The organism is Candidatus Paracaedibacter symbiosus (assembly GCF_000757605.1).
Taxonomy (GTDB): domain Bacteria; phylum Pseudomonadota; class Alphaproteobacteria; order Paracaedibacterales; family Paracaedibacteraceae; genus Paracaedibacter_A; species Paracaedibacter_A symbiosus.
In genome coordinates this window covers 291,133-305,145 of sequence record NZ_JQAK01000001.1, presented here as the reverse complement: position 1 = coordinate 305,145, position 14,013 = coordinate 291,133, and the positions used below count along the sequence as shown (strand labels likewise).

Below are 14,013 nucleotides of genomic sequence, written 5' to 3'. Positions count from 1 at the left end.
TTCATGAAAAATGATTGGTTGATAGAGACAACATTGTGCCCATCAAATCAGGATACTGATTTTTTAACCCGGCAAATTAATGAAGAGTCTAAAAGGAAAGGGATTAGTGATAGGGCTTATCCTTTTGCCTTTTTTATTCGTGATGACAATGGAAAAATCATTGCCGGCTGTAACGGTTCCGTTGTTTATGGTACTATTTATATAGATCAATTGTGGGTCGATACCGTCTATCGCAGTCAAGGTTATGGTCGTCTATTAATGGAAAAAGTTCATGAATTGGGACGGCAACAAGGTTGTACTATGGCGACAGTTGCGACTATGAGTTTCCAGAATGCGTGTCAATTTTATGAGCAGCTTGGTTATGTTTGCGATTTCGAGCGGTCCGGCTATTCTTCCCAGGCAATTTGCTATTTTTTGAAAAAGAATATTTAGATCCTCAGAAGGAATTTTTCTACATGACAAAGCAAGAAAAAAAGAATTTAAGTCTTAGAATTGCTCTCTCAACGGGAGGAACAGGGGGGCATGTGTTTCCTGCTCTATGCCTAGCCGAAGAGTTATTGAAGCGGGGCCATTCTCTTTCTTGGTGTACGGATCAGCGTGGTGAGAAATATTTTACGTCAAGGGCAGCAAAAAAATCAGATAAATTGACATTTTATATTGCCCGGGATAGTGGTGGACTTTTAGGTAAACTCAAACGACTGGTGACGATTGCTGGGGCAACTTTTAAAGTTCTGGTGTCTTTTCTCAAGAAAAAACCCGACTTAGTGGTAGGTTTCGGCGGTTACACAACAGCACCTGTCGTGGTGGCGGCGACCTTGCTTCGCATTCCCATTGTTTTGCACGAGCAAAATGCAGTCTTAGGCAAAGTGAATCGTTGGATGGCGAGTTATGCTAAAGTCATGGCATTGGGATTTGAGGCCACACAGCGGATTCCTCCAGAGATAAAAACAATTTATGTTGGCAATCCGGTGCGTGCAGAGATTATGCAGCTGAGGGAAAAGGAGTATCCTGCGGTTACAAATAAAATAAAGCTATTGGTAATCGGGGGGAGTCAGGGCGCTGCCTTGTTTTCCAGGGTTATTCCTGAGGCAATTTCTTTGCTACCCCAGCCTCTTAAAGATCGTCTTGAGATAACGCAGCAGGCCCGAAAAGAGCTCCTCGTTTCAACCCGGGAAGCTTATCAAAAAATAGGAATTTCAGCGACAGTTGAACCTTTCTTTGATAATATGGCGGATCTTTATGACGGTGCGCATTTGGTTGTGTGTCGAGCAGGGGCAATGACGGTGGCTGAAGTTTGTGTGTCTCATAGACCGGCGATTTTTGTACCCCTGGCCATCGCCATGGACAATCATCAATACTATAATGCCAGCGAGTTAGTAGACGCTGATCTTGCTTGGCTTATTAAAGAAAAAGAATTTACGCCTCCGGTTTTGGCGGCCCAACTTTCAAAGATCTTCGAAGAATCAGCCCTTTTGAAAGAAATTTCGCAACGATTACAAAAAAAATACCGTCTTGATGCGACAGTAAGGCTTGCTAATTACCTGGAAGATTTGTTACCAAAAGAGAAAGAGAGCTAAAATACTGGAAGTAGCTGGCTTCTGCTTGCCATAATTGCGCTTCTTTAAGTGTTGTAAGTATAAAAAATCGTATAAATTGTTGGTGTTAATGCGCATTCCTTCCCATTCAGTAAAACAGATCCATTTCGTTGGCATTGGCGGTATCGGCATGAGCGGTATCGCGGAAATTCTTCATAATTTAGGTTATACTGTAACAGGAAGTGATGTTGGGGTCAGCGCCAATGTTGTGCGACTGCAAGAGTTGGGTATCCAGGTCCACATTGGTCATGGAGCTGATAATATTCAAGGCTCCCAAGTGGTGGTGATTTCCACCGCGGTTAAATCCGATAACCCAGAGATTCTGGCGGCAAGGAAGCTTAAAATCCCGGTAATTCGCCGGGCAGAAATGTTAGCAGAGTTAATGCAGCTCAAGTTTTCTGTAACAATTTCTGGGACCCATGGCAAGACAACCACGACGTCACTCACCGCTGCCTTATTTGATGCAGCGGGTCTTGACCCGACAGTTGTAAATGGTGGCATTATCAATTCCTATGGAACAAACGCACGTCTTGGTCAAGGTGATTGGATTGTGGTTGAGGCGGATGAATCTGATGGCAGCTTTTTGAAATTGCCAGCAACTATTGCAGTTGTCACCAATATAGACCCAGAGCATATGGATTTTTATCCTGATTTTGATGCAATTAAAAATGCCTTCAAGACATTTATTGACCGACTTCCCTTTTATGGTCTGGGCATATTAGCGATCGACCATCCTGTGGTGAGAGAATTACGGGCGACCATTACTGATCGCCGTATCCTCACGTATGGGTTTAGCGAAGAGGCAAATGTCAGAGCCACAAATTTGCGAGAAACCATGGACGGTATTACCTTTGATGTGGACTTGGTTGGTAACGGTGCTTTTGCTAATCGCGCTTTGGCTAAGGATCAGGTGAGTGTATTGCCCCGCAAAATACGTGATATTTTCTTGCCTATGATGGGGCAGCATAATGTGCAAAATGCGTTGTCTGTGATTGCGATTGCTCAAGAACTAGGCATTGATGATGATAGCATTAAGCGGGCCTTTAATAACTTTAAAGGAGTCAAGCGCCGCTTTACTAAAACGGGGATTGTCAAAGGAGTCACTGTCATTGATGACTATGCCCACCATCCGGTCGAGATTAAAACCGCGCTGGCAGCCGCACGGCAAGCTTGTCGTGGCAAAGTTGTGACCGTGATGCAACCCCATCGTTATTCAAGGCTCCATTTCTTATTCGAAGATTTTGCCAACTGCTTTGAGCAAGCGGATGAGGTTTTTATTGCTCCGGTTTATTCGGCGGGTGAAACACCTATTGAAGGAGCGTGTTCTGAATCTCTTGTCGCTGCGGTTCGCGCAACAGGAAAAAATGAAGTCCACTATTTAGGTGATCCTGAGCAATTGGCCCCCGCTGTGGCATCAAGAGTGAAAGAAGGTGACATGATCCTCTGTTTAGGCGCCGGAACAATAACTCACTGGGCCGCGGTATTGCCACAGCAACTGGATGTTTTGTTGCACGCAGGCAAAAGTGTTGCATAATGACTGACTGGCGGACAAATCTTCCTGCTGTAAAGGGTCGATATCAGGAAAATGCCCTATTGTCAGAGCAAACTTGGTTTCGTGTCGGGGGGCCAGCCGAGCTATTATTTCGACCCCAAACCGCAGAAGATCTCGTCTTGTTTTTGAGAGATAAACCAGGCAATGTGCCGGTTACTTTGCTGGGGGCAGGGTCAAATATTTTAGTGCGGGATAATGGTATTTCTGGCGTGGTGGTCCGCCTTGGGCGTGGCTTTGCTGGGATTAAAATTGAGGGAAATAAAGTCATTATCGGTGCTGCAGCCCTGGATAGAACTGTGGCTCTTACATTAGCAGATGCGGGCTTATCGGGGTTAGAGTTTTTGGTTGGCATTCCTGGAACTCTTGGTGGCGCTGTCAAAATGAATGCTGGTTGTTATGGTCAAGAAATCAAAGACGTTTTAGTCTGGGCTGAGGTGATGGATCACCAAGGTCGCGTGACGCGTCTTTCTCAGACTGATCTCGGTTTTACTTATCGCCATAGTACTCTTGAAGCTGATCAAATTGTGATTGCGGCGTGCTTTGAGTTGGACTGCGGAGCACCAGCTGAAATTCATCAGCGCTTGACTCAATTACTTGCGACAAGAGAACAAAGCCAGCCTGTGAAGGGGCGCACCGGGGGCAGCACTTTTAAAAATCCGTTGCCGCAAAAAGCATGGGAGTTGATTGATCAAGCTGGATGTCGTGGTCTACAAATCGGTGATGCTCAAGTTTCTGAAAAGCATTGCAATTTTTTACTAAATTTAGGAAATGCAATGGCCAAAGATTTGGAAGAACTGGGAGAACAAGTACGGCGTCGTGTTCAGGCAATCTGTGGGGTTGAATTGGAATGGGAAGTCATTCGCCTAGGGAGGTAGAGTCATTCCCCTCGAGAATGACTAAAGCGAATGGAGATTGAGGTAAAAGGGGTAGAGCCCTCTACCATCTTCCTAGCACCCGGCGCGAGCTCATACAATCTCCAACTTTGGTTGAATATACCACATTTACTATATTCTACACCTGCAGGAAGGATCCGTCCGGTCCGGTTAAGTCTCGCTGCCTTTTGCTTTAAGACGCACTTCACCGCGCGGCGAAAGATTCATAATCATTTTATTAGGTAAGCGTAAATCAACAGTTTTGACTTCCTCCAGATCAAGTCGTTGATGCTTTAAGAGTGTATCAAGCTTAGCAACAGCATCTGCAGTTTTTGATTCTGGTAATTTGATTGTCACTTGGCGATTTAGCTGAATATCCCAGCGCCGGCCACCCACGCGAACAAGAGCAGTAATTTTCCCGCGCACTTCCGGAAATTTTTCCAAAATCGCTAAGATTTTTGGCACGTGAAGGGGGGCATCTCCCCCTACAATTACTGGCAAATTCATAAAATGGGAGAGATTTTCATTGGTAATAATCACTCCTTCAGCATCTACAAGGTAGTGAGTTTTTTGATGTTGCCAGATAGCGATGGGCACACGTTCAATAATTTTCACGTAGATCGTCCCGGGGAGATGCCGATGAACATGGGCCTCCTTGATCCAAGAAACCTCTTTCAAATTCTGGCAAATCTCATGGGGTGAGAGTTTGAAAATGGGGTCATTGACCTTGAGCTGCATCGCCTGCAGAATCCTTTGTCCAGAGGTATATTGACGTCCTTGAACCTGGATATCATTCACTTTAAATCCAAATTTAGCTGATGCATCAAGGGAGGCTTGATAAAGACCATCCAGCGCTTTTTGAGGATATTCTTGATACCAGATCACTCCCAACAAGCCTGCTACACAAAGAGCAACTCCCGTATAAAGAGTTTTTGTTTTAAAAATTGTTCTCCGGCTTCGATTAGAAGAGCGATCAAAGAGAGATATAAATCTCTCTCCTATGGAGACATGATTATTCCTTGGCTTACGGATGATTGGTTTTTTCTTCTTAACGTTTTGCTGCATCAAATTTTTGTTATTCTGTGACGCTTATTTCTTATTTAAGAGTGCCACATTTTACCTCAACAAACCAGCGTTTTCGCAGATCTACTACAAAATAGACGTGTTCGGAGGAGGTCAAGATAGTCTCACCTACGAAGTCAAAAACCGGCATCTTCAGATGAGTGGGCATACTAGGTACTCATATTTTCCATTTGTTGTAAAAATGTCTGCTCATTATGAAGAGTAAAACTACCCCATTTAACAGATTCTACTCTGTTTCCAGAAGTTTTATTATAATAAATTTTTTCCCCCACACTGCCATAACCATTTTCTTGCTGGCAACTATAATAACCTCCTTTTTGCTGTTCTAAAAGCAAGACCGCATCGCATAATGACCATGTATCCACGTCAAAACAGAGGGCTTTTGTGCCACTTATGACATGGATAGTCGTGCGATATTTGCTCATCATTGCCTCAGTTACCATGGCAACAGATGCCTCTTTATTGCTAAATGTCTCCTTGATTTTAGTAATCAATGCCGCAATCGACTTTACCGCCAGCGCAGGAATAAATTCGTTGGTATTTAGGAAAAAACTCACCATGTAATTAGTTCCAGCAATCCAACGGGTTTGGGTAATAAACCCAGGATAGCTGCCTGAGTGACCAATAAGGTGTGGTTCTGTCTCCTCAACTTGAATCCCTAAACCATAACGCTCGGTTTTCGAATTTTTAACCGGCCATGTTAAGGATAAAATCTCTTTTTGTGTCTGTGGGGATAAAAGCTTGCTACCTTGCAGCAACTCATGAAAAAAGAGACTTGTGCTCTCAGCATTTGCACAAAATCCTGTTGCAGATGCTAAACCGTTTGCCGCAGCATGCTCCATTGCCCGCCGAGCCCCCGCAAAATAGGACCGAGTATGACCATCAGCGAATATCAGTCCTGTAGCAGGCTCATAATCTGCGATGATCTTAGTGTTTGGCAATTTCGACAATATTAGCTTTTGTATACCTTCCACATAAGGTCTCTCCATCTTATTTTCAAGGATCATGCCCAGTAGGCCATAGCCCATATTTGAATATTTCGTGACTGAGTTCGGCGTGTAGACTAAATGCGCTGATAATACTTCTTCCAATAACTCATGGCGAGATAGAAAGGGTTTTTGAAGTTCCCAAAAGATAGAATCTACCCCATCCCGAAAGATACCAGAGCGATGCGTTAATAAATCGCGAATTGTGATTTCTTTAAAATGCGGATCTATATGTTTTTGAAGCTCAGGAATGTAGTTTATAGCCTTTGAGTTGAGGTGAATCTGCCCTTGGGCTTCTAACTGCAAAAATGCGCAGGCTGTACGTTTTTGAATGGGAAGCAATATGGAACAGATGCTCAGTCGTAAGCGGTGTCTTAGATTGCAAATTCGCAAGGCCATACGCTTTACTAAAAATGACCTCGCTTTTTTTGCGGAGGCATACCTGAAATCCCGGTAAATTTGAATGGCGTATTCGATGGCCTAACCACTTATCAATGATCTGAATAACAAGCTGTTCTTGGGGTGTTTGCATAACTTTACCAGTTGATTCGTTATAGGTTGCAGAGATTCAGTGAAGAAGCCGAAGTTTCATTTCACTTACGAAAACGTCCCAACAAGGAATAATTCTAAAGTTAGCAGCAGAGTAGTGTTGGGGGAGGGAGTCTGTCACTGTAATAGACTCAAAACATGTCGTTAGGTTTTGAAAAGATGTCTTACTACTAAACAGGCCGTGGGTAGCATAAACGTGAAGCTTTTTTCCTCGACAAGCTTGGGAAGCTACCAAAAGAGTTGATCCAGTATCGATCATATCGTCGACAAAAATATAAGTCTTTTGCGAAGGTAAAGCCTGGGATGAGCGGATAATCAGGTCACCAGAATCCAGCCGTTCCTTGGATAAAGCTGTATACGGGACATCCAGCAGTTCAGCAATTTTCTGTACACGTCCTATACCGCCAGCATCGGGCGAGATAAGGCAAATATCGCTTAACTTAAAATATCGTTTAATATCTTCTGCAATGAGAGAAGCTGCTGTTAGATTGATGGTCGGAAAATTAAAATGATCGAGAGTGGTCAAGGAATGTATATCTAAAACCATTAATGTATCAGGATAAGATGTTTCTAGGATTTGTGCCACAACCTTAGCGCCGATGGCTGAACCCGAATTCCTACTTCGATCCTGTCGGCTATAGGGTAAATAGGGGACAATGACAATCAAACGCTCTGGCTTTCGGTGTCGAATCGCATTCATAGAGAGCAGTAGCTTTAAAATCCCTTCACTTAATGGGAACGACGTGTGGTGAAATAGGATCACTGTTTGGCCCGTTAATATTTCTGAAGCCTCGACATAAAATTCACCACTTGCATAAGTTGTTATTGCTAGGGAGGCAAAACTTGTCTCAAGCAGTTGACTCAAGTGTTTTGCTATCAGGGCATCTTGGGGAGTGGAGGTAATGAGTATTGCCATTGCCATAGTCTGGTTATTGATAGATTGTTTCTTAAGCAGGATTTTGAGGTATTTTCTTTAAAAAATCACTTAAAATCTGTGATCGACATTTAAATGTAATTTCAGCTGGTTTCGAAGAAAAATAAACCCCAAATTTGGTAGGTTTTGTGAATCTTGTGATATCTGCTAATAAAAGAACATTTCTTAGGTGGGATTCGTATTAATCATGTATCATATTGCCATTTTTGCAAGTTAAATTCTAGTTATATTGTTGCATGTGAGGCTGTCTTTCCCCTCTCTAATCCAATCTATGAGGATATTTACTTGATATGACAGAGAAAATTAGATACTTTATAAGTCCATACTAAGTTTATACTTATGATTTGTGGGTTAACTACTTGTTTTAGAAGGGAGTTGATTTTTCGTGGAAGTTGTAGTTCGTGACAATAACGTCGACCAAGCTTTACGCGTGCTGAAGAAAAAGATGCAGCGTGAAGGAGTTTATCGTGAGATGAAATTGCGGCGTCATTTTGAAAAGCCTTCAATCAAAAAAGCTCGTGAAAAAGCCGAAGCAGTTCGCCGTTTTCGCAAGCTTATGCGCAAGCGCATGGATCGTGAAGGGTATTAATCTATTCCACGATTAATAAACGCTAAAAAAGACGGCCTGTTGGTCGTCTTTTTTTATTGTCCAGAGCTTAACCGCTTGCCAGCTTTCTTGCAGCTCGTTTCCTCCCCCTTTATTTTATCCTTCCTTGAAATTAATTTGCCGGGACGGGAAATGTGTGGATTCTGTTAATAAATATGAGGTGAGCCCAGGTAATTTTCATTGATAAGAAGATTAACAAAAGAGGATTAAAGCAATGTGCAAAAGAAATGCCTAGAGGTTTTTCTAGTGATCTAATACAATATTTAATGGATAATGAGGTACTCACGGACGATGAAGCAGGGAGCCTATTCGTCGAATCTCATAAAAATAATTGTAATTAAAGCTAGCCTTTCTCGCCCCTCATTCACATAAAGATAATAATAAAGGGCGAGTATCTTTCCTTTTGTGCTCTAAATTCCTTTATAAGTTGGGAAATTTTTTGCGGCATGCTTCTTCGATTTTAGCCTGATCTTCATCAAAAGCGGGCACACCATTAATCCAAATTTTACCATCCTTGTGAACATCAATGGATCCAATGTCAACTTGACTCCCATTGATAAAAGGATTTACATAGTCAGTGTTTCCCTTTTTGGGACGGGGAAAAGGTTTTACTAATCTACCCATGTACGCCTGTAAATTAATATGGACCTCATCCCCAAGGCCAAAATTTTTGGTGCCTGGACTGCCATTGAGATCAGCAGGGACAACTTTTTTCCCTTTAGTATCAATGCCGGATGAATAATTAATAGAATCATCGGGTTTGTTATTGACAACAAGTTGAGCGCAAATTTCGCGCGTTAAATTGAATTTAGCTGTTTGTGAGGGCGTACTAGCTGAGGCAGCTGTCGCTAAAAAAAGAAGATAGGGAAGCATTTTGTGTGTATACCTTTTTCTTTATAGATCATAGTTTTATCTTATTCATATTTTCTGAATAATTGGTTAGTATGCAGCATATTGTTAAAACGCCTCGCAGTGACGGCTTGAAATTTGAATTGTAAGGAACCTATGATCCCTCTAGATACAACCTTGCCCCCACGCTTGCAAAAACAACTCCTTGGTCACGAGGGGCAATGGCAATTGCTACAGCGCCAATTCAGCGAAAACAAGCTACATCCAGCATGGTTGCTTGTTGGTCAAAAAGGAATTGGCAAAGCAACGTTTGCCTATCAAACTGCACGTACCCTTTTAAAAGCAGATCAAGGGAATGACCAATTTTTCGATACGTTGATTGATCAAAAATCCCATCCCAATTTGTTGATTATCGAAAAGGAATTGGATGAAGACGGTAAGCCTGCCAACGATATTACTGTGGAAGGTATCCGTAAAATTGCGGATTTTGTGCATCAATCGGCCGCATTTCCAGGATGGCGGGTGATTATTATTGATGCCATCGAAGAGTTGAATCGAAATGCCGCCAACGCCTTATTGAAAATCTTAGAAGAACCGCCAAAACAAGTATTAATCCTGCTCGTCTGTCATTCAGTAGGGCGCATTTTACCAACAATTAGGTCACGTTGTTGCTTGCTGTCTTTTGACATCCTCACCCAAGAGGTATTAACTGAGGTTTTAGGTAAAGTTCCTGACCCATTAGCTTATGCGTTGGCGAATGGAAGTATTGGTCAGCTCCTAGAGCTTGAAAAATTTGCGCTTAACGACCTTTTGGAGGAAGTCATAAATGTCTTGCAGGCGGTTATGGCAAATCGTTTGACATCCCTCCAGCAATTTGTTGGGGGTTTTGAAAAAGGAGATCCATTAGCACAAATAATGCTGATCCTTCTTCCCTGGATTTCATGTCAGCTGGTTTTACTGAAAAGTCAGCAAAACTCTTTCGTCTTACGACATGATACGCTTTTGCCTTTGGCGAATCTCCGTATTCCTTCGCATTGGCTTTTAGTTCAAGAGAAGTTATCCTTGTTGTTGCAAAACGCAAAAGACGCCCATCTTGACTTTGCAACTTTATTAACGGCAGCGTTCCTATGTTTTGAGTCGCCACACCTAATGAAGGAATTTACTTAATTCACTCTACCCTGAAAGCTTTTTATGCCCCCACCAATTCTGCTGATGGCTGAAATGTAAGACGCTCATATAAGACTAAAGCTATAAATCCAATCGCCCCAATCGTTAATGTCACCGGAACAACGCTGATGCCGAGAGTAAATGCTTCCAGAGTGTGGGGGCCACCCATTATTTCGATAATACCCCCAATAGCACTGTGAAAAGCGTAACCAAAGATCATGATGATCATGTTAGCCACGGCGGTTGTTAGGCCTACAACGTGCTCTTTAACGTAAGTAGAGGCTTTATAGATGGCGAGGATTTGATAGGCGCTACACACCCCAATTGCAATGAACATTACACCCATGCTGCTGATGGTGGTATAATTAAAAATAAGAGCAAAAAAGCTCAATGCCATGATTACAGCTGCGGCAATAATGGTGCCGAAATAGCTATTGCTTTTCTCTGCAACAAAGCTCAACAAAGGAGAACCAAAACACATCCCAATATAAATTAAAGAAGGGAGGCTGGCGGCAAATGTGTCATCACATCCGTAGGCTTTCTTTAAAAAAGCTGTGCCCCAGACGTCGGCAAAGCCTTCTAACGGGCCAACCATCAAGCCGGCTAACAAGCAAACAATAATTACTTTTGGCGTGGAGAAAACTTCCCGTATGTCGCTTAAAACTGTTGTATTAGGCGTTGACTTAATATTGGGAACAATGAAATAGGTCGCAGTTGCCAATATCAATCCCATAATGGCAAAGCAGGTAACAACAGCTTTATAGCCCATGGTGGCGCATAGATAGCTGACAGGACCACCACCATAAATGGCGCCGATCAAACCGATAGCGGTGGTCAAACTTAACATACCGGTAAAACGATTTTCGTTAAAGGTGAGGCGAATGACTTTAAAGCTTCCTAAAATAGCAGCCGATGATCCCATACCAATAAGGGCGCGTCCAAGAATGGGATAAATCCAGTACTCAGCAAATATGATTGGTAACAAGCCGATAACGGTCATAATAATACAAATTGGCAGAATTTTTTTAGGGCCAAATCGGTCAAGCATAATACCGATAGGCAAATGCATTAAAGAATAACCGACATAATAAACACCAGAAAATTGGCCAAAAGTGAGGGTGTCGATGCTGAATTGTTGGAGAATATCAGCCATCATAATGTTGGGCATAACCCTTAAAATATATTGATAGGCATAAAAAATAGAGGTAATAAACCACATCGCCCAAGCAATAGAACGTGATGTAGACATTTTAACTTTACTCTCTCTTGGCATTTTAATCTAAGATTCCCGGTTATCACAGAGAAAGGAGGCATTTAATAGACTAACTATAAATAATGCTCCGCTTAGCGGAGGTGGAGAAAAAGAGAGATGTGGGCAGATGAGTTAAATAAAAAAACATATTGACGTTAGACATCAAATTAACCCTAAAAATTAACGGTTTATGCAACGTTTACTCGTACTTCTTTACAGGTAATTTGGTTTGAATAAAATGTCAAATACTATTTTGCAGTTGACTTATTCGTTAAAAATCCGCATATCTGTTAAGGAAACAATAAATGATGTCGAATTTGGGATTTTACTATTTCCCTTCAAACGATAAATTTATGCCTTATGATCATCCTGCCTTTATTTCAGGATCTCGTAATTAGCAGATGCCACGCAAGTTCAGCATGATGCACAAGGCTAGAATTTATGAATGTTTGAATACTTAAGTAGCATATTTCCCCTTTAAGTCCACATTATCAAATATACACAATATAATAGCAACAAAAGCTGGGTGAGTCATTCTCGTGAAGCTTTATTGCTTTTCGAGGTTTTTTTAATGACGAATTTTTCTTCTTTTGGTCTCAATGATGGTTTAGTCGAAACACTAAAATCAGAGGGGATCACAACTCCAACTCCTATTCAGGAACAAGCAATCCCATTTGTCTTGGCTGGACGCAATGTTTTGGCATCTGCACAAACTGGCACGGGTAAGACGATTGCCTATGCTATTCCTATGCTACAACAGCTTATCAACAATCCAACTGATGGCGCATTGATTTTGGTTCCAACTCGTGAACTTGCAATTCAGGTACGCGACGCGGTTCGTAAACTTGCTGGTCAAAAACTAGGCCTGAAAGTAGCCTTGTTGATTGGTGGCGAAGAAATGAGGAAGCAGTTTGACCAACTTAGAGCAACGCCGCGTGTCATCATTGGAACGCCGGGTCGTACAATCGATCACTTAAAGCGCAGAAGTCTTTCCTTAAAAAATACAAAATTTTGGGTTTTGGATGAAACTGACCGCATGCTTGACATGGGTTTTAGCATTCAATTGGAAGAAATTGCGCAATATATGCCAGAAGAACGTCAGACAATGATGTTTTCCGCAACCTTGCCTAAGTCAATTATGCGTTTGGCTCATATGTACTTAGCAGATCACGAACGTATTTCTGTGGATGCCACAACAAAAGCCTCTGATAATATCACGCAAGAAGTTGTTCGTCTTTCCCATGGCCAAAAATATCCAGAACTTTTGACTCAGTTAAATGACCGTGAGGGATCGGTAATCATTTTCGTTAAAACAAAGCGTTCCGCTGATCAGCTGGCTGAAAAGTTGTATGATGAAGGCCATACAGCGGATGCCTTTCATGGTGACTTACGTCAGCGTAAACGGGAACTTGTTGTGAGAAACTTCCGTAACGGCAGAAATCGCGTTTTGGTTTGTACCGATATTGCGGCACGCGGTCTAGATATTCCCCACGTCAAGCATGTGATCAACTATGACTTGCCCCAGTGCCCAGAAGATTATATCCATCGTATCGGTCGTACGGGCCGTGCGGGTGCTCAAGGAAATTCTTTGTGTCTTATTGGTCCGGAAGACAATCGCCTATGGCGCGCCATTGAAATCATGATGGATCCTGAAAAAGCAAAATTAGAAGCAGCAAACAAGCAACAAAGATCTGAAGGTTCTAGAGGACGTTCTGGTGGTGGCGGCTTTGCTCGTGGACGTTCTTCTGGCGGCGGAGGCTTTGGTCGTGGGCGTTCGGAAGAGTCTAGAGAACGTTCTGGTGGTTTTGGTGACAAAAAGCGCTCCGGCGGTTTTGGAGAAGAACGATCCTCCGGTGGTTTCGGTGACAAAAAGCGCTCCGGCGGTTTTGGAGAAGAACGATCCTCCGGTAGTTTTGGTGACAAAAAGCGCTCCGGCGGTTTTGGAAAAGAACGATCCTCCGGTGGTTTCGGTGACAAAAAGCGCTCCGGCGGTTTTGGAGAAGAACGATCCTCCGGCGGTTTCGGTGACAAAAAGCGCTCCGGCGGTTTTGGAGAAGAACGATCCCCCGGTGGTTTCGGTGACAAAAAGCGCTCCGGCGGTTTTGGAGAAGAACGCTCTGGTAAGCCATTTGCTGCAAAAGGACGTAAATCAAAAAGCGAATCTGGAAGTAGTGACAAACCTTTTGGCGTTTCGCGTAATGAAAATCGGTCAAATAAATTTAATCGCGCTTAATTAGATTCTTTTGCCCCTCATTTACGCAGAGATGATCATGAGACATTTTTAGCTGAAAAGGCTAAAATAGTCTCATCTCACGAAAGGTGCGCAGAACCTACTACCTTAATTCTAGAACTTGAGAGCCGATGGAGGTTGCTATTAGCTTGTTGGGGAGCCTCCAAGCGTCTCATTTTAGCAGAAGAAATAATAGGATCAGTGAATTCTTTTTCTAAGTTTTTTTTGAGTTGGGCATTAAGCGGAGCTTAAATAAATTAAAGCTACTAAAAGCATTGATGATCCTTCTTTTGATTAAGAATGTTCTAAATAATTGGCGAAAGTTTTGGAACACATC

The 14,013-nt window shown here is 42.5% G+C and carries 11 protein-coding genes and 1 pseudogene; 7 read left to right on the top strand and 5 right to left on the bottom strand.

The window, feature by feature from the left end; genetic code table 11:
• The first annotated feature begins 3 nt into the window (after window positions 1-3).
• The 4 genes from IG80_RS0101445 to murB all read left to right on the top strand — a co-directional run bounded on the left by IG80_RS0101445 (window position 4) and on the right by murB (window position 4,022).
• Window positions 4-432, top strand: a complete 429-nt coding sequence (locus IG80_RS0101445) for a GNAT family N-acetyltransferase (protein WP_032112286.1) — start codon at window positions 4-6, stop codon at window positions 430-432.
• A 23-nt stretch (window positions 433-455) separates the two neighbouring features.
• Window positions 456-1,577 (top strand): undecaprenyldiphospho-muramoylpentapeptide beta-N-acetylglucosaminyltransferase, encoded by a 1,122-nt coding sequence (murG, locus tag IG80_RS0101440; RefSeq protein ID WP_032113254.1) that lies wholly within the window; start codon window positions 456-458, stop codon window positions 1,575-1,577.
• A gap of 88 nt (window positions 1,578-1,665) precedes the next feature.
• Complete coding sequence (gene murC, locus IG80_RS0101435) at window positions 1,666-3,129, top strand: UDP-N-acetylmuramate--L-alanine ligase (protein WP_032112285.1); 1,464 nt, start codon at window positions 1,666-1,668, stop codon at window positions 3,127-3,129.
• Window positions 3,129-4,022 (top strand): UDP-N-acetylmuramate dehydrogenase, encoded by an 894-nt coding sequence (gene murB / locus IG80_RS0101430; protein WP_032112284.1) that lies wholly within the window; start codon window positions 3,129-3,131, stop codon window positions 4,020-4,022. The genes murC and murB overlap by 1 nt, the downstream gene beginning before the upstream one ends.
• A 168-nt stretch (window positions 4,023-4,190) precedes the next feature.
• Here the strand turns inward: murB and IG80_RS0101425 are convergent, their stop codons facing one another.
• The 3 genes and pseudogenes from IG80_RS0101425 to prs form a co-directional block, all read right to left on the bottom strand.
• Window positions 4,191-5,084 (bottom strand): cell division protein FtsQ/DivIB, encoded by an 894-nt coding sequence (locus IG80_RS0101425; RefSeq protein WP_032112283.1) that lies wholly within the window; start codon window positions 5,082-5,084, stop codon window positions 4,191-4,193.
• Between the two features lie 167 nt (window positions 5,085-5,251).
• A pseudogene (locus tag IG80_RS0101420) lies at window positions 5,252-6,620 on the bottom strand (serine hydrolase domain-containing protein).
• 36 nt (window positions 6,621-6,656) lie between these two features.
• Window positions 6,657-7,553 (bottom strand): ribose-phosphate diphosphokinase, encoded by an 897-nt coding sequence (gene prs / locus IG80_RS0101415; RefSeq protein WP_198027069.1) that lies wholly within the window; start codon window positions 7,551-7,553, stop codon window positions 6,657-6,659.
• 403 nt (window positions 7,554-7,956) lie between these two features.
• On the opposite strand from prs, the gene rpsU reads away from it, so the two are divergent.
• Entirely contained in the window at window positions 7,957-8,160 is a 204-nt protein-coding gene (rpsU, locus tag IG80_RS0101410) for a 30S ribosomal protein S21 (protein ID WP_032112280.1), read from the top strand.
• Between the two features lie 438 nt (window positions 8,161-8,598).
• On the opposite strand, the gene IG80_RS0101405 is transcribed toward rpsU, so the two are convergent.
• Window positions 8,599-9,051 (bottom strand): hypothetical protein, encoded by a 453-nt coding sequence (locus IG80_RS0101405; protein WP_032112279.1) that lies wholly within the window; start codon window positions 9,049-9,051, stop codon window positions 8,599-8,601.
• Window positions 9,052-9,183: 132 nt separating this feature from the next.
• Between IG80_RS0101405 and IG80_RS0101400 the strand changes: the two genes are divergently transcribed.
• Window positions 9,184-10,194 carry an AAA family ATPase gene (locus IG80_RS0101400; RefSeq protein WP_052045860.1) on the top strand — a complete coding sequence of 337 codons (1,011 nt, stop codon included), beginning with the start codon at window positions 9,184-9,186 and terminating at the stop codon, window positions 10,192-10,194.
• A 22-nt stretch (window positions 10,195-10,216) separates the two neighbouring features.
• Here the strand turns inward: IG80_RS0101400 and IG80_RS0101395 are convergent, their stop codons facing one another.
• Window positions 10,217-11,443: an MFS transporter gene (locus tag IG80_RS0101395; RefSeq protein WP_032112278.1), complete on the bottom strand. Its 1,227-nt coding sequence runs from the start codon at window positions 11,441-11,443 to the stop codon at window positions 10,217-10,219.
• Window positions 11,444-12,017: 574 nt separating this feature from the next.
• On the opposite strand from IG80_RS0101395, the gene IG80_RS13025 reads away from it, so the two are divergent.
• Window positions 12,018-13,679: a DEAD/DEAH box helicase gene (locus tag IG80_RS13025; RefSeq protein ID WP_156961990.1), complete on the top strand. Its 1,662-nt coding sequence runs from the start codon at window positions 12,018-12,020 to the stop codon at window positions 13,677-13,679.
• Window positions 13,680-14,013: the final 334 nt, after the last annotated feature.